The organism is Roseburia sp. OF03-24, from assembly GCF_003463035.1.
In the GTDB taxonomy this organism is placed as follows: Bacteria; Bacillota; Clostridia; order Lachnospirales; family Lachnospiraceae; genus Roseburia; species Roseburia rectibacter.
This window is the reverse complement of sequence record NZ_QSCK01000019.1, coordinates 19429-41238: the sequence shown is the minus strand read 5'-3', so window position 1 is coordinate 41238 and position 21810 is coordinate 19429. Positions and strand designations below refer to the sequence as shown.

Sequence of the window (21810 nt, the reverse complement as noted above, 5' to 3'; positions counted from 1 at the left end):
AGGATTTTTTATGAATCTGAAAAAATTAGTATCCGTAATGCTGGTCAGTGCAATGGCATTATCCATGGGGGCATGTGGTAACTCCGGAAACAGTGCAGCAAATACTTCTTCCAATGGAAACAGCGGAAGCAATGAAAGTGCTTCCTCTACAGAGAGTGGAGCTGCTTCCACAAACAGTGATGACAAATTAGTTGTCTGGACACTTTCAAACGACCTGATCGATTATGGCAAGAGATTTGAAGAGCAGACAGGCGTTGCAGTTGATACCGTTGTTATCGAACCTGCAAACTACCCGACAAAAGTACAGACCGCATTACTTGGTGGTGAGACAGAGCCGGATATCATCGTTGGTGAGCCAAAGATGTTAGAGGATTTCTATGATGCAGGTTTCTTCGAAGATTTAAATCAGGCACCATATAATGCACAGGATTATGCAGACCAGATCGTTGATTATGTATGGAAAGTCGGACAGGATTCCGATGGTATCCAGAGAGCAATTTCTTATCAGATCACACCGGCAGGTATCTATTACAGAAGAGATATCGCAAAAGAAGTATTCGGAACAGATGATCCGGACGAGGTTGGAAAGTTATTTAAAGATTATGCAACCATTCTTGATACAGCAGAGAAATTAAAAGATGCAGGATACAGAATCTTCTCCTCAGATGCCGAGATGAACGTATTCTCCGGAGACTCTGCATGGGTTGTAGATGGTACGTTGAATGTGGATCAGGCAAGAATTGATTACATGGATCTTTGTGTAGACTTATATCAGAACGACTTAACAGCATATGCAAACCAGTGGTCAACTCCATGGTATCAGGCTATGTCAGGAGAGGTTCCGATCTTAAGTGCTGATATCCAGAACTACGCAGATGATTCCGTTAACGTATGGGATGCCACAGAGTTTGCAGAGGCAACCGAGGGCATGGAGAAAACAACTGTATTTGCATATGGTCTTCCTTCCTGGGGTGTTCTTACCATGAGAGATAACGTAGGTGAGACATCCGGATTATGGGGCGTATGTGCAGGACCTGCAGCAGGATTTGACGGCGGTACATATATCGGTATTTCTTCCCAGTCGGAAAGAAAAGATACTGCATGGGAATTTGTAAAATTCTGTACCTTAAACGAAGATACCTCTGACTGGTGGATCGATTATTCACAGGGTGATACGGTTTCCTTAAAATCTGCATTAGAGAAACACAAAGATGATGAGAACCAGATCTACGGTGGTGAGAAACTGTATCAGTTCTGGTTAGAGCAGGCAAAGAACATTGATACTTCCAAAGTAACAAGATATGATCAGGCAATCGGTGATGCATGGGGTAATGCAATCTCTGCCGTTAAGACGGGACAGATGTCAAAAGAGGATGCAATCAATGAGTTCTATGACACAATTGAGTCTACTTATCCTGAAATTACAGTAAACAGATAATAATTGACTGGTAAACAGCAAATGGATTGTGTGTTCCTTTAGAAGCTGTGTGGTTCTGGCGGATGAAAGACACCAGGATCACACAGAAAAGGGACGGACAGCCGGATTCTTGGCAGAGGGAAAACAATATGGCGAAAACAACTCAAAAAAAGAAGACATCAAATCTCACAAAATATAACAGAGCCGGATATTTCTTTGTCGCTCCGTTTGTGATCGTATTTTTGATTTTCAGTGTTTATCCGGTACTTCGGACCTTACTTTTAAGTTTTACGAATTGTAAATTAGCCGGAACACCTTACAAATTTACAGGTATAGAAAATTATGCCCGTGTATTTACAGACAAATTTTTCTGGAGAGCACTCTGGAACACAGTAAGAATCTGGGGCGTTAACATTGTATTACAGCTCGGACTTGCATTTTTACTGACGATCGTGTTCAGTGATATCAAATATAAGTTTAAAGGACTCCCGGTATTTCGAGCACTCTATTATCTGCCGAACTTAATTGCGGCAACTTCTGTAGCATTCTTATTCAAAACATTATTAGACTGGCGTTATGGATCATTCAACCAGATTTTAAATTCGATCTATCAGTTTTTCGGTGTGAATAAGACACCGGTTGACTGGCTCGGTTCCCCGGCAACAGCAGGAAACACGATTGCAATCATCAGTGCATGGATGTGGTTTGGTAACTCGTTCATCATGTTGATGGCAGGTGTACAGGGAATCAACAAAGATTACTTTGAAGCGGCAGCTATTGACGGCGCCGGAAGATGGACAACTTTTGGAAAAATTACATTACCACTGTTAAAACCGATTCTGTTATATGTGGCAATCACATCCCTGATCGGAGGTTTACAGATGTTTGACCTGCCGTTCCTTATGGCAGAAAAGGCTTCCGCATCTTACAATTCCGTAGAAACGGTTGTAATGTATTTGTATAAATTCGGATTTGCAACAGGCACGACACAGACAGGATATGCATCCGCAATCGCATATGCATTATTCCTTATCATACTTATTGTTTCTGTTTTACAGCTTAAATTAGTGAATAAGGAGGATTAGTCATGACAACAGGTGATAAGATTAAAAAGACAATTATATACATACTGTTGACTCTGCTTGCAGCAGCGTGTATGTTTCCGTTTCTCCTTATGATGGTAAACGCAACCAGAGATGGTGTGGAGATCACACGTTCCTTTACCCTGATTCCAAGTACACATATTAAGGAAAACTGGGAGACCGTATTCAGCTTCTTCAATCTGTTTAAAGGTATGTGGAACAGTTTAAAGGTAGCAGTACCGGCAACACTTCTGACAGCATATTTTTCAGCAATGACAGCATACGGACTTGCAATGTACAAGTTCCGTGGAAATAAACTGATCTTTACCGCAATCCTCGTATTTATGATGATTCCGGGACAGTTAAGCCTGATCGGTTTTTACAACTTATGCACCAAATTAAAACTGGTCAATTCCTACATCCCGCTGATCATACCGGCGATAGCGGCGCCGGGAACCGTATTCTTCTTAAGACAGTATATTTTATCTGTTATGTCTCCATCCTTAGTGGAGGCAGCAAGGATCGACGGGGCAAGCGAACTTTATTCGTTCCACAGGATCGCACTTCCGATCATGTCTCCGGGTATTGCAACAATGTCTATCATGGCATTTATCGGAAACTGGAATAACTATCTGCTTCCGATGATCATATTAAACAAAAATGAGAAGTTTACACTTCCGGTTATGATGGCAACCTTAAAAGCATCGACCGATATCCAGAGAAATCAGGGAGCGATTTATTTAGCAGTAGCAATCTCAGTCATCCCGATCCTGATCGTATTCTGCTTCTGCTCAAAATACATTATCAGCAGTATTTCTGCTGGAAGTGTAAAAGAATAAAGGCAATAAGTTCTTATTTGAATTTTCATACTTTTCCTCAGGAGAGAGGCACTTTTCGGAAACGGAAAGGGTCTCTTTTGGCATCAACAGAGATTTGCCCGGAGGCATATAATATGGTAAAATTAAAAGAAAAACCGTGGCGGTATCGGATAGAAAAGTTACGGAAATCCATAGCGTAGAACTGACAGGAGAAGTTATTGTATGGGAAGAAAACATGGAAAACAAAAAAGGGTAATGTCTGCCTGTATGGTACTGGGGATGCTTGCCGGTCTGTGTGCCTGCGCAGGGGAAGGGCAGACAGCCGGAACAGATATAGGGAAGACGACAGAGATAAAGGAAGCTGAGGAGCTGCCGGCATGGCAGCAGTATGCAAAAGAAGATCCGGTTACTTTGGACTGGTATATTAATTTTTCATGGTTTGCAACACCATGGGGGGAAAATCTTGTATCCAAAACGATCACGAAAGAAACCGGTGTGAATATCAATTTTATTACGCCGATCGGAACGGAGACAGAGAAACTGAATGCTCTGATCGCAGCAGATTCGCTGCCGGATCTGATCACTCTTGGCTGGTGGGAACCGCAGGTTACGGAGATGATCTCAAAAGACATGGTATATGCATTAAATGAACTTGCAGATGAATATGATCCGTATTTCTGGAAAGTGACAGATGAAACGGCAGTGAACTGGTTTACCATGGATGATGGGAATATTTATGAGTATCCGAATTCTTCGATCACGCCAAAAGATGTTGCGGAAAATGAAAATATCCGCAGTAATCAGGAGTTTCTTGTACGCAAAGATATCTATGAGGCGATCGGAGCCCCGGATATGACAACACCGGAAGGTTTTTATGATGCAGTAAAGAAAGCAGCAGAAATGTTTCCGGAGATAGATGGGGAACCGTTGATCCCGGTCGGTGCACATGTATTTGATGACAAGGGAAATGTTTCTTTTGATAAATATCTGATGAACTCACTGGCTGTTCCCTGGGAGAAAAACGGGCAGTATTATGACAGATATACAGATCCGGAATATATCAGATGGCTGAAAGTATTTCGGCAGTTAGGGGAGGAAGGTTATCTTGCAAATGATATTTTTGTGGACAGCCGGACCCAGATGGAGGAAAAACTGGCACAGGGCAGATATTTTTGCATGATGTATCAGTACTCGGACATGCTTTCCCAGCAGAATATTTTATATGAAAATGATCCGGACAGTATTTATATAGCAGTAGAGGGACCGAAAAATGCGGCTGGTGACGATCCTTTGCGTCCTACCACAACAGTCAATGGGTGGACGGTGACGCTGATCTCGAAAAACTGCAGAAACCCGGAGCGTGCGATCGCATTTATGGATTATCTTATGAGTGAACACGGTCAGAAGGTAACATTCCTTGGCGTGGAAGGGGAGACTTATGAGATGCAGGATGGGAAACCGGTGTTGAAGGACAATGTAAAACAACTATTGGATTCGGATCGGGAAACGTATGACAGATTATATGGAGCAGATGACGCCTACTGGATGCTTCAGGATAATGTCATGCAGCTTCAGTGGGAACAGGAACCATCGCCTGCCACAGCACAGCTTTTAGACTGGGCAAAAAAATATATTGTTTATAATGGCCAGTATGATGTGGTATTTCCGGCAGGGTCAAAAGATGCGGAAACAGACGACCGTATTACAAAATTGTGGAGTGAGACACTCCCGGCACTTTTGCTTGCGGGTTCCGATGAGGAATTTGATAAGATTTTAGAATCTTTTAGACAAAAGCGCGATGAAATGGGATTTGCTGATCTGATGGAAAAGAAAACAGCGCATATACAGGAGTCAAAGAAAAAATTAGGAATCGAATAAACAGAATGGAGTTTTTAAATGAATTGGATGAGACAGTTTGGCAGCCTGAAACTGAATATCAAATTTACGTTGGTGATCATCCTGTTTATGGTAATACCGATCGGTGTTTTAGCAAGTGTATTATTTTATAATATGGAACAGAACGTGATCGATGAAAATGTAAATTATATGCAGTATACCATGGAGCGCAATAAGGATGCACTTTCCACCAAGATGGATTCCATTAATATGTCAACGCAGTTGTTTTTAAGTGACAGTGCATTGCTTGATATTTTGAAAAATACGCAGGAGGGGAAAAAATATTCTGCAGAGGAATGGTACGCGTTAAAAAGCGGCGATATTACATCTTTAGAGCGGCTTGTAAACAATAACCCGCTGCTATATGGTGTCCGTGTTTATGCCACAAATGACAATATACAGGAAGTGATGCCGGTCTTATATAATTCCTCGCGTATGAAAAAACAGGTGTGGGCGAAAGCAGATGATCCGTCCGGCTGGCATTTTAATTATACGGATAATCTGTTCAGCTCCTATACGATGGATCAGAATCGAAAGATTGTGTCACTTGTAACACAGATTGATGACAGAAATTATGAAACCATTGGTACGATCGAGGCTGCGATGACGATGGAAAATATGTTTCCAAGTCTGTACGAAGTGATCGAAAATGAATGGAGCTGCTTTGCGGATGCAGATGGCAGTTATTATTTTGGAGATGAAACGCAGGAAAAACCGGAGCTGTTAGAAGATGTGATGCACATTGTGGACAAGGATGATAACATACAGACTTCCTATGTAAAAATAAAAGGGAAAAATCTGGTGGTTTCTTCATTTTATGTCAGGGAACTTGACGGAATGTTAGTCTGCGCCAGGGATATTACGCAAAATGTCCATGGTGTTTACTATCAGAGAAATATGTTTGTATTTATCATGGTGGTTTTCCTTATTGTTTTAGCATTCTTTATCAATGCGATCGTAAAGCACATGTTAAAGAAACTCTATGAGATATTAAGGGGGATCAGACGTGTGCAGGGTGGTGATCTTGATGTGGTGATCGAAGATTGCGGAAATGATGAGATGGGCGAACTCGGAACACAGATCAATAAGATGCTTTCAAGGATCAAAGAGCTGATGGAAGACAACTTAAGCCGCGAGATGCTTGCAAAAAATTCAGAGATCCGTGCATTGCAGAATCAGATCAACGCACATTTTATTTATAATGTGTTAGAGTCCATCAAAATGATGGCGGAAATTGATGAGGAATACGAGATCTCAGACGCGGTGACTGCACTTGGAAAGCTGCTTCGCTACAGTATGAAATGGGTATCCGGCAATGTCTTAGTGGAACAGGAATTAGATTACATCAAAAATTATATGGCACTTATCAATCTGCGGTTTGACTATGAGATATTCCTTTCTTTGAATATTCCTGATATTATATTAAAACAGGAGATACCGAAAATGTCCCTGCAGCCGATCGTGGAAAATGCGATCTGCCATGGGATAGAACAGATGGCTGAGGATACCAATATCTATGTGAAAGGAATCGTGGAAGAAAACGATTGTGTGATCGAGATCACAGATGCCGGACGGGGTATGACGGAGGAAGAGGTGGAGCGCCTCAAACTAAAGATTGCAGGAAAAATCGATTCGGGCGGAGGCGCCGGAAATGGCATCGGACTTAAGAATGTGCAGGATCGTATCCACATTGCATTTGGGGAAAAGTATGGCATTGAGGTGGCATCAAAGATCGGATGCTATACGAAAGTGATCGTGCGGATACCGATGACTCATATGGAGAAAGAAAAACAACTGGAAATGGAGAATGGGCGATGAAAACAGTTTTGGTTGTAGAAGATGAAAAATTAATACGGCAGGGAATTAAAACCATGATCAGACGGAGCGGGGTTCCGGTGGAGATGATCATTGAATGTAACAATGGAGAAGCAGCACTTGAGGTAATAAAAGAACAGCAGATCGATGTAATGTTTACGGATATCCGTATGCCGAAGATGGATGGAATCGAGCTGGTCCGGAAAATGCAGACCTGCGAACACGTGCCGCTCACAGTGGCGATCAGTGGTTATGACGATTTTTCCTATGCAGTTGATATGATGCGAAATGGTGTCCGGGAATATCTTTTAAAACCGGTTGAACGTGATAAAATTACAGAAATCCTAAAAAAGTTAAATGAGGAGATTGAGAGTGCAAGGGAACAGGAAAAGACAAAACAGAAATTTGGCTATCAGCAGATCAAACATCTGATGCTGTTTCCTGGAACAACAGAAGAAGAAATTGCCATGATAGAATCCCAGTATGCAGATCAGTTTGTATGGGAGTTAGGCGGAGAAAATTATGTAGTCTGCTGCCAGAATCACAAAGAGGACAGAATGATTCCGGAAGAGAAGTATACGTTTTTGAGTGATATCGAAGGCAATGATATTTTTATTATCGAAGAGGGAAAAACAGACATATTATTAAGAAATGAATTTAGTCAGGGATATGTGGGAATAAGCAGTCCACATCAGGGAATCAGGGAACTTAGGACTGCATATTTAGAGTCTGTGCAGATGCGGAAAAAGGCTTTTTGCCGCAATCTTGCATGGGTCAGATCTGGTGAAGAGACAGAACATATCCCGGAAAAACTGATGGAGGAAGCAAAAAAGCTGACCGGAGAAGAGGCACGGATGCAGCGTGTACAGGTGCTTGGAACTGAGCGGAAGGAAGAAACACAAAAAATCTGGAAACAGTTTTTCTTTGAAGTGGAGAAAGGACGCATCAGTGAGGATACCTATGAGGAATGTATGAAGGATTTTTTCACAGAAGAAAGAAAGATATACCGCAGCATTCTTGAAAGTGGGGAAAAGATCTGGAAGGAGATGGAAAATATCTTTGCAGATGACTGCATCGGGATATATGAGGAGAAAATGCTGCATTATCTGGGTGAAGTACAGGAGAGTATTATCGGGCAGTTTGATGCAAACAAGAACAGTCACAAGATGCAGCAGGCGGTTGCGTACATAACAAAAAATTATGCAAGTGACTTAAATATGGCAGTTGTATCGAATTACTTATCCATGAATTATTCGTTGTTTTCCTATTCATTTAAACAGTACACAGGAAGCAATTTTGTCAATTATCTGAAAGATATCCGCATGAAAGAGGCAAAACGCCTGTTGGGGGGAACGGATATGCGGATCGTGGATATCAGCAGGGCAGTCGGATATGAGAATGAAAAGCATTTTATGAAGACTTTTAAAAATTCCTGCGGTGTATCTCCAAGTGAGTACCGGAAAAACATGAATTGCGAATAAAAGGAATGATAATTTTTGATTCCAGGTAAACAAAAAATACTTGCACGACCTATCACACAATGCTATACTGTATGACAGTTAGATAACGTTAACTTGTATTTTGAAGGCAAAGTGAGGAGTATGACATGTTTAAAATTAATGACAATTATCAGAAACTTCCGGGAAGTTATTTATTTTCTACCATTGCAAAGAAAGTAAGCGCATATTCTGCAGCAAATCCGGACAAACAGATCATCCGTCTTGGTATCGGTGATGTGACACAGCCGATTGCGCCGGCTATTATCGATGCAATGCACAAAGCAGTTGATGAGATGGGACATGCAGAAACATTCCACGGTTATGCACCGGATCTTGGATATGACTTTTTAAGAAATGCCATTGTGGCAAATGATTACAAAGCAAGAGGATGCGATATCTCTGCTGACGAAGTTTTTGTATCTGACGGAGCAAAGAGTGATTCCGGAAATATCCAGGAAATTTTTGCACAGGATAATAAGATCGCTGTCTGTGATCCTGTATATCCGGTTTATGTAGATTCTAATGTTATGGCTGGAAGAACCGGTACATATGATGCAGATACACAGATGTGGAGTGATGTGATCTATATGCCTTGTACCAGTGATAATAATTTTGTACCGGAGCTTCCGAAAGAGACACCGGATGTTATTTATCTGTGTCTGCCGAATAACCCGACCGGAACAACGATCACGAAATCACAGTTACAGGAATGGGTAGATTATGCAAACAAAGTCGGTGCAGTGATCATCTACGATGCAGCTTATGAGGCATATATCAGTGAGGATGATGTGGCACATTCCATCTATGAGTGTGAGGGAGCAAAGACCTGTGCCATCGAGCTTCGCAGTTTTTCTAAAAATGCAGGATTTACCGGAGTACGTCTTGGATTTACGGTTGTTCCAAAAGAATTAAAATGTGGAGATGTCTCCTTAAACGCAATGTGGGCAAGACGCCATGGAACAAAGTTCAACGGCGCTCCATATATCGTACAGCGTGCCGGCGAGGCAGTATATTCCGATGCCGGAAAAGCGCAGTTAAAAGAACAGGTTGGCTATTACATGAAGAATGCAAAAGCAATCAAGGAAGGACTTACCAAAGCCGGTTACACCGTATTTGGAGGTGTAAATGCACCATATATCTGGTTAAAGACGCCGGATCAGATGTCTTCCTGGGATTTCTTTGATTATCTGCTTGAAAATGCCAATGTGGTTGGTACACCGGGATCCGGATTCGGACCGAGCGGTGAGGGATATTTCAGACTGACAGCATTTGGAACTTATGAGAATACACTTGCAGCTATGGAGAGAATACAGAAATTATAATATTTAATAAGACTGCCGGGTGAACCTCGTGTAGATTACGATCATGAATAAAACGGACAGAACCGGTTTGGGGTTTCTGTCTGTTTTAGCATATTGACAGCAGAGGTATGAGAAAATTTGTAACTAAAAGGGGGTTTTTGCGGAAAATGGATCGGTCAGTTTTCAGGATCAAAAGAACAAAGACCCTGCATCAGGAGTGGAAATATAAAAAGACTGCTGAATTAGAGCAGCAGAGGCAGGATTTTTTAGAAGAAAAGAGAAAATTAGAAGAAGAACGACGCAGGTTTGAACGTGAGAAAAAAGAGTTTTCTGCACGTGCCCAGCTTGAAAAAGACAGCATGAAGCGGGAAAAACAGCTGTTTGAAACAAAGTGGAAAATATTAGAGGAGGAACTTTCACAGCTTGCGGATGAAAAGATCAAGATGAAGAAACAGCGCGATTTTTATAAGTATGTCAGAGAACAGGAGGCACGTGATATGCTGACTGTGGGTACAGAAAATGTGGTTCGCGGGGAATTGTTTTTTATCGGTGTGGAAAGTAAGACGGCTCTGAAGAAAAGATATAAACAACTGTTAAAAATTTATCATCCGGATAATCTCTGCGGGGATACGGAGACACTTCAGGAAATAAATCATGAGTATGACAGACTGTTAAAGCAGTATGAGCAGAAGAAAGAGTAAGTTTAAAGAGTCAGTTGAAAAATCGTATAATAAAATATGGCAGTTGTGAATGTCAAAAATGAAAACTGGAATTGAAACAAACGGAATAGTATGATAGTATAACGAGGTAAAGTGCTACAAAACGAAAGCGGGAGCGAAAGAATAAAAAATCAGGATTTGCATTTACAAAGACCTGATATGCGTAATGGGGCGCAGGAAAGGAGTTTTATGTATATTACATGTTTGGATGTTGAGGGAGTATTAGTACCGGAGATCTGGATCGCATTTGCAGAGGCAAGCGGTATCCCGGAGTTAAAGAAAACAACCCGCGATGAGCCGGATTATGATAAACTGATGAAATGGAGACTTGGTGTTTTAAAAGAGCACGGACTTGGATTAAAAGAGATTCAGGATGTGATCGAAACGATCGATCCGCTGCCGAGTGCAAAGGAGTTTTTAGATGAACTCCGTTCTTTTACACAGGTGATCCTGATTAGTGATACATTTACACAGTTTGCATCACCTCTGATGAAAAAATTAGGCTGGCCGACATTATTCTGTAATTCCCTGGAAGTTGCAGAAAACGGCGAGATCACAGGATTTAAGATGCGTGTGGAACAGTCAAAATTAACAACGGTAAAGGCATTGCAGTCAATCGGATTTGATACGATCGCAAGTGGGGATTCCTACAACGATCTTGGAATGATCCAGGCAAGCAAGGCAGGATTTTTATTCCGCTCCACCGACAAGATCAAGGCAGATTATCCGGATATTCCGGCATATGAGACATATGAGGAACTGCTTGGCGCGATCAAAAAAGCGATGGCGGACTAGCGGAGAGATCAAAAAAGCGTCGGAATGGAGGAACAGTATGAAAAGAATAATTCATGTGGAACCGGTCGCACCACAGTATTCTGTAATCACAAACATCACATTTGCACAGACAGATGCGTGGTTCGGACATACCACGCAGGATCTTCGGATGGATTTGATTTATCCGGAAGATACGGCGCACGATTATCCCTGTATTGTCTGGATCTGTGGCGGTGCATGGCAGAGCATTGACAAGTCTGCCCATCTGGTATATCTGAGTAAACTTGCGAGAGCAGGTTTTGTAGTGGCATCCGTACAGTACCGGACCAGCAATGAAGCAAAATTTCCGGCACAGCTCTGTGATGTAAAAGCGGCGATCCGCTATCTGCGTGCGCACGCTGCAAGGTATCACATCGACGAAGCACATATTGGTGTGATGGGAGAATCAGCGGGGGGATATTTAACCTGTATGGCGGCATTATGCGATGATCCGGCATATGAGGTGGGAGAATATCTTTCTTATTCCAGCAAAGTGCAGGCAGCGTGCCCATGGTATCCTCCGACAGACTTCAGAGGTTTTCTATACGAAAACAGGGAACAGTGTGCAGCATCCCCAGAGTCATTGCTGATGGGAAAAAATGTGATGCGCAATCCCAAGGAGGCGCTTGCATGCTGCCCGGTCAGCTTTGTGACCAAAGATGCTCCGCCATTTTTTATTATCCATGGAAAATGTGATAAGACGGTACCATTTACACAGGGAGTGGAACTACATGATGAGCTTGAAAAAGAGGGCTGTGATGTCACACTCTTAGAGATTGAGAATGCGGATCATGCGGATATCCGTTTCTTTCAGGAAGAAATCTGGCAGGAGATCATAACATTTTTTAAAACAAAATTATAGACAGAAAAATAGCAGTAAATTCTTCAAAAATAAAAAATGGAGAAGTTTACTGCTTTTTTTTTACATTTCATTATCTGGCATAGCAGAGCCGGCTTTCAAATAATTTAAGCCGGATAAACAAGGTGTGCATCATCAATGTTATACAGTGTATTTTCTAAATAACGGTTAGCAAGATAATTTGCCATGCCAAGATTCATATCCAGGTAGTTACCGCAGTCTTTTGGAGAAGCACCCGGTACTTCATCATGAAAATCGCGGATAAATTCAAACATTTCTGTGATCAGTCCAACAATATCTCTTGAGGTATAATTGCCTGCAAGCAGCAGATAAAATCCGGTGCGGCATCCCATTGGTCCGAAATAAATCGTTTTATCCTTATAAAGAGGATGATTTCTTAAAAAGGTAGCACCGAGATGTTCGATCGTGTGTACTTCTGCAGTGTTCATGACAGGCTCATCATTCGGGGAAGTCATGCGCAGGTCAAATGTGGTAATAACTTCAGAACCTACGTTGTCTTTTCTTGAGACATAGATACCCGGCTCTAATTTGATATGATCAATCGTAAAACTTGCTATTTTTTCCATAAGATTCCTCCATAGCTATTGCATTTTAACCTTGGGACAATGTATTATTATTCGTAACAATAGCTTTGCCCGCAGAGTGTGTAATCTACTGTATAACGATAAAACAGATATCACAGTTCGTCAAGAAAAATGATTGAAAAAGGAGAAATAAATAAGATGGATAATTATGATTTTACGAAACAGCCGTCACTTCTGATACAGGGAGCCATGGATACAGAAACGGCATATCTGATAGAACATTTAGAGGAGCATGTGTGTATAACGATTGGAAACTGGAAGTTCCATACGGGATTTCTTGGCACGAAAAGAGAGGCTGTCATCATTTCAAAGACATTCCAGGGGATTGTCAATGCAGCAGCAGCGACGAGCCTTGCGCTTGCATATTTTAAACCATGGGCAGTGATCAACCAGGGAATCGGCGGAGGTCATGATAAAAAGTTCCACAGAGGGGATATTGTGCTTGGAGAAAAAGTTATCCCGATGGGAGCAGTCGCATATGCATTTTCAAAAGAGGGAGCGGGAATCGATGCAAAAGGTTTTTCGCCGCTTCCGGTGGAAATCTTTTGCAGGGAAACAGGGAAAACCAAAAAGGTAACAGAGTATCCGTGTGACATACGGCTGCTTCAGGTGGCAGAGCAGGTAGAGACAAAATATCATACCGGCCGCGGCGTGATCGGTTCCGGGGATGAATGGAACAGCCAGATTGACAGGATCGCACTTCTAAGAGAGCGATATCATACAGTAGTCGAAGATATGGAATCTGCCGCAACGGCACAGCTTTGCCTTTCCTATGGAGTTCCTTTCCTTGGCGTAAGGATCCTGTCTAATTCTATTGTAAATGCGGAGAAATTTGATGAAGCAGTCGGAATTGACGGACAGAAATTTATATTATCATTGGTGGAGCAGATGAGAGAATATATGTAGATATATTGTAAAAATACAGCAGTACTATCTTTTGATAAAAAAATGTGTTATACTGCCTATTTGGAAAAATGAATATTTATACACAAAATTGAGGAGAAAACAATGAAGAGAACAGGGAAACGTTTCATTGCAGCTTTGCTGTTATTCTGTACAGTACTGATCGGTGCAGCAGGATACGAAGTGCTGGCTGCTGATGAGACACAAAGTACGGAAAACACATCAGGTACTGTAAATTCAGCAGATGATCTGTCGGGAAAGAGAATCGGTGTGCAGCTTGGAACCACAGGCGATATTTATGTCAGTGACTATGAGAGTGATGGCTCAGGTACCGTTGTGGAACGTTATAATAAGGGGGCAGATGCGATTCAGGCATTAAAACAGGGGAAGATTGACTGTGTTGTTATTGATGAACAGCCTGCACTGAAATTTGTAGAGCAGAATACAGGAATCCGCATTTTAGATGAAGAATTTACCCTTGAAGAGTATGCATTTGTTATTGCAAAGGATAATACGGAGCTTTTAGACAAGGTCAACAGTGCATTAGAAAAACTGGAAACAGACGGTACGATCGCAGATATTCAGAAAAATTATATTGGCACAGAGGACGAGATTGGAAAATTTCCGTATGAAGTCAAAGATATCAGCCGTGAAAATGGAACACTGACAGTTGGAACCAATGCAGAGTTTCCGCCATATGAGAGCTATGAAGAAGGACAGATCGTGGGAATCGATATGGATATCATGCGCGCTGTCAGTGATGAACTTGGCATGGAATTAAAGATCGAGGATATGGCATTTGATTCGATCATTCCGGCAATCTCAACAGGCAAAGTTGATATCGGAGCTGCCGGCTTTACCGTGACAGAAGAGCGGAAAAAGAATGTTAATTTTACGGATACTTATACGACATCAAAACAGGTTATCATTGTAAAAGATGATACGGTTTCGGCAGAAAAAGCAGGACTGAGTGAGAAATTTTATGATAACTTCGTAAAGGACAGCCGCTATGTGTATTTGTTAAAAGGTCTTGGAAATACACTGCTTATCACGGTGCTTGCATTATTGGTCGGAGTTGTATTTGGTTTCCTGATCGCGATCGTGCGTACCAATCATGACAGAAACGGTGGACTGACAATTTTAAACGCATTGTGTAAACTTTATCTTACCATTGTGCGTGGAACACCTGTAATGATCCAGTTACTGATTATCTATTATGTTATTTTCCAGAGTATTGATACCGGAAAAGTTGTTGTGGCAGTCATTGCATTCGGTTTAAACTCTGCAGCATACGTTGCTGAGATCGTCCGTTCCGGAATCATGGCAGTAGATATCGGACAGTTTGAAGCAGGACGAAGCCTTGGACTTAATTACAAGCAGACAATGATGTCGATCATTCTGCCGCAGGCGGTAAAAAATATACTTCCGGCACTGTGTAATGAGTTTATCAGTCTCTTAAAAGAGACATCTATCAGTGGTTATATCGGACTTATGGATCTGACGAAAGGCGGAGATATCATACGAAGTGTAACTTATGAGGCATTTATGCCGCTGATCGCAGTTGCCCTGATCTACCTTATTATGGTAATGGGACTTAGCAAAGTGGTAAATCTGTTAGAAAGGAAGTTAAGAAGCAATGAGCGATAATACAGTGATTCTTGAAGTAAATGATCTGCACAAATCCTATGGAGATCACGAAGTATTAAAAGGTATCTCTACAACTATAAAAAAAGGAGATGTACTGGCATTGATCGGCCCGTCTGGCTGTGGAAAATCAACATTCCTTCGTTCCTTAAATTTACTTGAAGTTCCAACCAGCGGACACGTACTGTTTGAGGGCACAGACATGACAGATGCATCTGTGGATATCAATCATGTCCGTGAAAAAATCGGAATGGTTTTTCAACAGTTTAATCTGTTCCCGAATATGACCATCCGTGAAAACATCATGTTAGCACCGGTCAAACTGGGAAAAATGTCAAAAGAGGAAGCTGCGAAAAAGGCAGAGGAACTGTTGACACGTATCGGACTTGCTGATAAGGCAGATGCCTATCCAACGCAGCTTTCCGGTGGACAGAAACAGCGTATTGCGATCGTGCGTTCCCTTGCCATGAACCCGGATATCATCTTATTTGATGAGCCGACATCTGCACTCGATCCGGAAATGGTCGGTGAGGTACTCAGTGTTATGAAAGAACTTGCATCAGATGGAATGACTATGGTAGTCGTTACACATGAGATGGGATTTGCGCGCGAAGTTGCAAACCGCGTTATGTTCATTAATGATGGCATCATTCAGGAGGAGAACACGCCACAGGAGATCTTCTCAAATCCGAAGAGTCCACGACTGCGGGAATTTTTATCAAAAGTATTGTAAGTAGTATAGACCGGCTGGGGTATTCCAGCCGGTTGTTTTATTTTTACAGGGTATTAGCGGAGTCTGCATTCTATGATCTGAGCGATATCGTCATTTGATTTTGCAGCCTGAGCCTGCTTTATTATATCTTCTTTTTCTGTGTCCGTCATACCGGAAAAACATTTCATTGCATTTACATCCTGTCCTAACATCATTCCAAATCCCGGTGGGATATCATCTTTTTCGAAGTGCATTGCGTGTTTCCTCCTTTTTTTGGGGTTATGAGTCAAAAGGTGTATGGGGGTAGTGAGTGGTAAATTGCGCAAAGCTGATTCTGGTTTTGTTTCCGTTGTACGAAAATAAGAAAAACTAAGTATGCCTGATTTAGGTTATCTCAGAGTGACGTGTGCGTCCTAAATGTGCCATCCGGGTACATTAGGACTTGTGCTGCCGTCCGTGGCAGCACAACACTGTGCGTGAACAGGCATACTAAGATTTTCTAATTTTCTACCAAAGTCACAAAAACCATTCTCAGCTTTGCGCGATTTACCACGCCTTACGTTACGACGCACCTTTTGACACTGTAGGTTTTGACAAAAAGGATTGTCGTAAACTTCGATGCAGCGCTCCGCCATCCCCGGACCGCTACTGCCACAAACTACTGCTCCTCTTTTTCCTAACACCCCACAGTATCCCCACCCCCAAAAGAAAAAATACGTTTATTTTGCCAAATCCCCGATTTTGTGTTATCATACCAAATAGCTATGTGTAAACGGAAATATACTTTATGGCACACAGCCTGACAGCAGCAGATATCAGGCTTGTGTCTGAATAGGAACCATGGAGAAGCAGCACAGAAATGGAGAATTTGTATGAAGTGGAATAAATATACAATAGAAACGACAACTGCAGCGGAAGATTACATGAGTGCCATGCTGGCAGATTTAGGGATCGAGGGAGTGGAGATTGAAGACAATATTCCGCTTTCCAAGGAAGACCAGGCGGATATGTTCATCGATTTTCTGCCGGAACTTCCACCGGATGATGGCGTGAGCCATGTCAGCTTTTATTTAGAGGATAATGGAAGCGATTATACGGAATTATTAAAACAGGTAAAGATCGCACTCGAAGATCTCCGTAAGACCGTGGATGTTGGAAGTGGTGTCATTACTTCCGACCAGACAGAGGATCTTGACTGGATCAATAACTGGAAAAAGTTTTTCAGCTCATTTTATATTGAGGATATTTTAATAAAACCAACCTGGGAAGAATTAAAAGAAGAGGATAAAGACAAATTTTTGATCGAGATCGATCCTGGTGTTTCCTTTGGAACCGGAAAGCATGAGACAACGCAGCTTTGTATCCGTCAGCTATTAAAATACATCCGTGGCAATGCAGAGTATACACCGGAAAATAAAGCACCGAAAGTGCTGGATGTTGGCTGCGGAAGTGGAATCCTTTCCATCGTGGCATTAAAACTTGGTGCATCTGAAGTGGTTGGAACGGACCTTGATCCGGATTGTATGACATCAACGCATGAGAATTTTGAGGTCAATCATTTAGATGGCAGACTTGGAACATTTTATGTAGGTAACCTGATCGATGATGAACAACTGCAGGAAAAAGTAGGAACAGAAGAATATGATATTGTGGTTGCAAATATCCTTGCAGATGTTATCATTCCGATGGCTCCGGTCATTCCGGCACGCCTCAAAAAAGGTGGATATTTCATCACTTCCGGTATTATTGATTTTAAGGAAGAACAGGTAAAAGAAGCGATCGAGAAAGCTGGTCTTACAGTGGTTGAGATCAATCATCAGGGTGAATGGGTCAATATCACTGCGCAGAAGAGATAAGCAGAAAGGCATGATAAAAAATGTATCAGTTTTTTGTGGAGAGCGGACAGATCGGAAAAGATTCCGTGATGATCGAGGGCAGTGATGTCAATCATATCAAAAATGTGCTGCGCATGAAACCGGGAGAAAAAATCCGCATCAGTGGACCGGCAGGGGAAAATTATTTTTGTGAAATAACAGAGCTGGAAGATTCTTTTGTACGTGCGGCAATCTTAGAAAAAGATGAGGCGGGGACAGAGCTGCCGAACCGGATCTATCTGTTTCAGGGACTGCCGAAAAATGACAAGATGGAACTGATCATTCAAAAGGCAGTAGAACTTGGTGTGTATGAGATCATTCCGGTTGTAATGAAAAATTGTGTGGTAAAACTGGATGCCAAAAAAGCTGCGGCAAAGACGGTCCGCTGGCAGGGAATTGCAGAAAGTGCAGCGAAACAGTCAAAGCGCAGCCTGATCCCAAAAGTTACAGAGCCGATGAGCTATAAAGAAGCAGTAGCATATGCAATGAAACTAGAACAAAAGCTGGTTCCTTATGAAAATGAGCGTGGTATGGCAGCGACGAAAGAGGCGGTAGAGGCGGTCAGACCGGGAGAGTCCATCGGTATTTTTATCGGACCGGAGGGCGGCTTTGCACCGGAAGAGATCGCGATGGTAAAAGATGAGATGAAGCTGATCTCACTTGGCAGCCGCATTTTACGCACTGAGACGGCAGGATTTGCCACATTAGCGATTTTGATGTATCATATCGAAACGTCGTGCACTGAAAAATCAAATTAGCCGGACTGTGATTTGGCGGGCGGATGAATTTGTTTCAAAATTGATGGGCGCGGACATACACAGAATGAAAACAGTGCGATGAGATGGCGCAGAAATGAAGATTAAAATGCAATATATATAAAGTTTTGTGCACACAGATGAAAATGTGCGGAACAGGAGTAACAAAAATGCAGGCATATCTGGATAATTCAGCAACAACACGCTGCAGTGAACGTGCGAAAGATCTGATGGTAAAAGTTTTGATGGAGGATTATGGCAATCCTTCTTCCCTTCATACGATGGGAGTTATTGCAGAACGTTATATTAAAGAGGCAAAAGAACGGATCGCAAAAACACTGAAGGCAGATGAAAAAGAGATCCTTTTTACATCAGGAGGTACAGAGTCAAATAATATGGCTCTGATCGGAACAGCACTTGCAAATAAACGTGCGGGAAATCACATTATCACGACATCGATCGAGCATGCGTCAGTACTTTCACCCCTTGCATATCTGGAGGAACAGGGTTTTCGTGTGACCTATTTACCGGTAGATGAAAACGGTCAGATTTCACTGGATGAACTTCGTGATGCGGTCTGTGAGGATACGATCCTTGTTTCCATGATGATGGTCAATAACGAAATTGGTGCCGTTGAGCCGATCGCAGAGGCAGCAAAGATTATAAAAGAAAAAAATCCCAATACGATCATTCATGTAGATGCGATCCAGGCATACGGAAAATACCGTATCTGCCCGAAAAAACTTGGAATTGACCTGCTCTCTGTCAGCGGTCACAAGATTCATGCTCCAAAGGGAACCGGATTTTTATTTATCAAAGACAAGACAAAGATCAAGCCGATCATTTACGGCGGCGGTCAGCAGAAAGGCATGCGTTCCGGTACGGAAAATGTTCCGGGAGTGGCTGCGCTTGGCGAGGCAGCAATGGAGATCTATGAGGATTTTGATACAAAAATTGCCCATATGTATGCGCTCAAAAAGCATTTTATCGAGGAAGTAACCAAAATTGAAGGTGTTACCATCAATGGAAAGACGGGAGAGGATTCCGCACCGCAGATCGTCAGCGTCACGATCCAGGGAGTAAGAAGTGAAGTTATGCTGCACTCTCTTGAGGAAAAAGAGATTTACGTCTCCGCGGGAAGTGCCTGTTCGTCAAATAAACCGGCACCGAGTAAGACATTGCAGGGAATCGGACTTAACAAAGCAGATTTAGAGGGAACGATCCGTTTCAGCTTCTGTGTCAATACGACAGAAGAAGAAATTGATTACGCAGTAGAACAGTTAAAAGAGATCATTCCGTTCCGCAGAAAATTTACTAGACACTGACCGCTCAGAAAAGACAAAAAGAAAGGGCGGAAATACAACTAATAAAGTAATTAAGAAACGATTGTAAAAAGATAGAAAGGAAAAAATATGTACAAAGCATTTTTGATAAAATATGCAGAGATCGCTATCAAAGGAAAAAACCGTTATCTGTTTGAGGATGCGTTAGTCAGCCAGATGAACCATGCCTTAAAAAAAGTAGATGGAACTTTCCGCATCCGCAAGGAGCAGGGAAGAATCTACATTGAAATGGATGGCGAATATGATTATGATGAGGCAGTAGAAGCATTAAAATGTGTATTCGGTATCGTTGGAATCTGTCCGGTTGTCATCTTAGAGGATGAGGGATTTGACAAATTAGCAGAAGAAGTCATCCATCACATTGATGAGGCTTATCCGGATAAGCATTTTACATTTAAGGTAAATGCGAGAAGAGCGCGCAAAAACTATCCGCTTGAGTCCATGGAGATCAATGCACAGCTTGGAGAACGTATTTTAGCTGCATTCCCGGAGACTCACGTGGATGTGCATAAACCGGAAGTTGTGATCAATGTGGAGATCCGTAACCAGATCAACGTTTATTCCACGGTCATTCCGGGACCGGGCGGTATGCCGGTTGGCACAAACGGAAAAGCAATGCTGCTTCTCTCCGGTGGTATCGACAGTCCGGTTGCAGGTTATATGATCGCAAAACGTGGTGTAACGATCGATGCAACTTATTTCCATGCACCGCCTTATACATCGGAGCGTGCAAAACAAAAAGTTGTGGATCTTGCAAAGATCGTTGCAAAATATTCCGGACCGATCAACTTACATGTTGTTAATTTTACGGATATCCAGCTCTATATTTATGAGCAGTGTCCGCATGAGGAATTAACAATCATCATGCGCCGTTATATGATGAAATTAGCAGAGCATTTTGCCAAAGAAAATAAATGTTTAGGGCTGATCACGGGAGAAAGCATCGGACAGGTGGCAAGTCAGACTATGCAGTCGCTTGCAGCTACAAATGAGGTCTGCACGATGCCGGTTTATCGTCCGCTTATCGGTTTTGACAAGCAGGAGATCGTTGAAATCTCTGAGAAGATCGATGCATATGAGACATCCATTCTTCCATTTGAGGACTGCTGTACCATTTTCGTTGCAAAACATCCGGTCACAAAGCCGAGCTTAAATGTTATTCATAATGATGAGAAGAAACTTTCAGAAAAGATTGATGAGCTGATGCAGAAAGCGATTGATACAGTCGAAGTGATTCACATTGAAGCATAGAAGTGTCATTTAAAACAAGAGGTCTGGTGTACTGGCTGCTGATTACACAACATAGATAATCAGCAGCGGATATGCAAAAAAATGTAAAAAGTCTGGATGCAGCAAAAAACCACAGGTACATGACCTGTGGTTTATGTTCCATCTATGTGACACCGCAAACGGTATGACATCTGATCTGTGATTAGATTAAGTATGGTTTTAATGTTTCCATAATCTCATCAACATTAGCTTCAGCATGGATTGCTAAATCGATCGGTTTGGATAAGTCTAAGCTGAAGATACCCATGATGGATTTTGCGTCGATAACATATCTACCGGAGATTAAATCGAAATCATACTCATACTGTGTAATCGCATTGACAAATGATTTCACTTTGTCGATAGAATTTAAAGAAATCTGTACTGTTTTCATGATGAAAAACCTCCTTAAAATTAGCTGTTAAAGTTATCTTTATAGTAATGGTTTTTCATGGAAAAGTCAACAAGTAAATAGATATTATGGAG

At 42.0% G+C, this 21810-nt stretch carries 20 protein-coding genes; 17 read left to right on the top strand and 3 right to left on the bottom strand.

Annotation, left to right across the window (positions count from 1 at the left end):
• Positions 1–10: 10 nt before the first annotated feature.
• From DXA60_RS11045 to DXA60_RS11000, 10 genes are all read left to right on the top strand, one after another.
• Positions 11–1438 (top strand): ABC transporter substrate-binding protein, encoded by a 1428-nt coding sequence (locus tag DXA60_RS11045; protein ID WP_117921251.1) that lies wholly within the window; start codon positions 11–13, stop codon positions 1436–1438.
• Positions 1439–1500: 62 nt separating this feature from the next.
• Positions 1501–2502, top strand: a complete 1002-nt coding sequence (locus DXA60_RS11040) for a carbohydrate ABC transporter permease (RefSeq protein ID WP_330418413.1) — start codon at positions 1501–1503, stop codon at positions 2500–2502.
• 2 nt (positions 2503–2504) lie between these two features.
• A complete protein-coding gene (locus DXA60_RS11035) occupies positions 2505–3338 on the top strand; it encodes a carbohydrate ABC transporter permease (RefSeq protein WP_117921250.1) in 834 nt (277 codons plus the stop codon).
• Positions 3339–3539: 201 nt separating this feature from the next.
• Positions 3540–5195, top strand: a complete 1656-nt coding sequence (locus DXA60_RS11030) for an extracellular solute-binding protein (protein ID WP_243006855.1) — start codon at positions 3540–3542, stop codon at positions 5193–5195.
• 18 nt (positions 5196–5213) lie between these two features.
• The gene (locus tag DXA60_RS11025; RefSeq protein WP_117921249.1) at positions 5214–7031 is read left to right on the top strand and encodes a sensor histidine kinase; all 1818 of its coding nucleotides are present in this window, start codon (positions 5214–5216) and stop codon (positions 7029–7031) included.
• Positions 7028–8509: a response regulator transcription factor gene (locus DXA60_RS11020; RefSeq protein WP_117921248.1), complete on the top strand. Its 1482-nt coding sequence runs from the start codon at positions 7028–7030 to the stop codon at positions 8507–8509. Before DXA60_RS11025 ends, DXA60_RS11020 begins: the two co-directional genes overlap by 4 nt.
• 125 nt (positions 8510–8634) lie before the next feature.
• Entirely contained in the window at positions 8635–9849 is a 1215-nt protein-coding gene (locus DXA60_RS11015) for an LL-diaminopimelate aminotransferase (RefSeq protein ID WP_117921247.1), read from the top strand.
• A 146-nt stretch (positions 9850–9995) separates the two neighbouring features.
• Entirely contained in the window at positions 9996–10529 is a 534-nt protein-coding gene (locus DXA60_RS11010) for a molecular chaperone DnaJ (protein WP_117921246.1), read from the top strand.
• Between the two features lie 207 nt (positions 10530–10736).
• Positions 10737–11342, top strand: coding sequence for a bifunctional phosphoserine phosphatase/homoserine phosphotransferase ThrH (gene thrH / locus DXA60_RS11005; RefSeq protein ID WP_117921245.1), 606 nt, complete (start codon positions 10737–10739; stop codon positions 11340–11342).
• 37 nt (positions 11343–11379) lie between these two features.
• Positions 11380–12222 (top strand): alpha/beta hydrolase, encoded by an 843-nt coding sequence (locus DXA60_RS11000; protein WP_117921244.1) that lies wholly within the window; start codon positions 11380–11382, stop codon positions 12220–12222.
• 104 nt (positions 12223–12326) lie between these two features.
• Here DXA60_RS11000 and DXA60_RS10995 read toward each other — a convergent pair whose 3' ends face one another.
• Entirely contained in the window at positions 12327–12806 is a 480-nt protein-coding gene (locus DXA60_RS10995; protein WP_117921243.1) for an S-ribosylhomocysteine lyase, read from the bottom strand.
• Positions 12807–12962: 156 nt separating this feature from the next.
• On the opposite strand from DXA60_RS10995, the gene DXA60_RS10990 reads away from it, so the two are divergent.
• The 3 genes from DXA60_RS10990 to DXA60_RS10980 all read left to right on the top strand — a co-directional run bounded on the left by DXA60_RS10990 (position 12963) and on the right by DXA60_RS10980 (position 16104).
• Positions 12963–13730, top strand: coding sequence for a 5'-methylthioadenosine/S-adenosylhomocysteine nucleosidase (locus DXA60_RS10990; RefSeq protein WP_117921242.1), 768 nt, complete (start codon positions 12963–12965; stop codon positions 13728–13730).
• Positions 13731–13832: 102 nt separating this feature from the next.
• Positions 13833–15374, top strand: coding sequence for an ABC transporter substrate-binding protein/permease (locus DXA60_RS10985; protein WP_117921241.1), 1542 nt, complete (start codon positions 13833–13835; stop codon positions 15372–15374).
• Positions 15364–16104, top strand: coding sequence for an amino acid ABC transporter ATP-binding protein (locus DXA60_RS10980; RefSeq protein ID WP_117921240.1), 741 nt, complete (start codon positions 15364–15366; stop codon positions 16102–16104). The genes DXA60_RS10985 and DXA60_RS10980 overlap by 11 nt, the downstream gene beginning before the upstream one ends.
• A 53-nt stretch (positions 16105–16157) precedes the next feature.
• Here the strand turns inward: DXA60_RS10980 and DXA60_RS10975 are convergent, their stop codons facing one another.
• A complete protein-coding gene (locus tag DXA60_RS10975) occupies positions 16158–16337 on the bottom strand; it encodes a hypothetical protein (protein WP_117921239.1) in 180 nt (59 codons plus the stop codon).
• Between the two features lie 618 nt (positions 16338–16955).
• On the opposite strand from DXA60_RS10975, the gene prmA reads away from it, so the two are divergent.
• The 4 genes from prmA (at position 16956) to thiI (ending at position 21306) form a co-directional block, all read left to right on the top strand.
• Positions 16956–17939, top strand: a complete 984-nt coding sequence (gene prmA, locus DXA60_RS10970; RefSeq protein WP_117921238.1) for a 50S ribosomal protein L11 methyltransferase — start codon at positions 16956–16958, stop codon at positions 17937–17939.
• Positions 17940–17959: 20 nt separating this feature from the next.
• Positions 17960–18715, top strand: a complete 756-nt coding sequence (locus DXA60_RS10965; RefSeq protein ID WP_117921237.1) for a 16S rRNA (uracil(1498)-N(3))-methyltransferase — start codon at positions 17960–17962, stop codon at positions 18713–18715.
• A gap of 167 nt (positions 18716–18882) precedes the next feature.
• Complete coding sequence (locus DXA60_RS10960) at positions 18883–20037, top strand: cysteine desulfurase family protein (RefSeq protein ID WP_117921236.1); 1155 nt, start codon at positions 18883–18885, stop codon at positions 20035–20037.
• An 87-nt stretch (positions 20038–20124) separates the two neighbouring features.
• A complete protein-coding gene (gene thiI / locus DXA60_RS10955; protein WP_117921235.1) occupies positions 20125–21306 on the top strand; it encodes a tRNA uracil 4-sulfurtransferase ThiI in 1182 nt (393 codons plus the stop codon).
• Between the two features lie 181 nt (positions 21307–21487).
• Here the strand turns inward: thiI and DXA60_RS10950 are convergent, their stop codons facing one another.
• Entirely contained in the window at positions 21488–21718 is a 231-nt protein-coding gene (locus DXA60_RS10950) for an HPr family phosphocarrier protein (protein WP_006857923.1), read from the bottom strand.
• Positions 21719–21810: the final 92 nt, after the last annotated feature.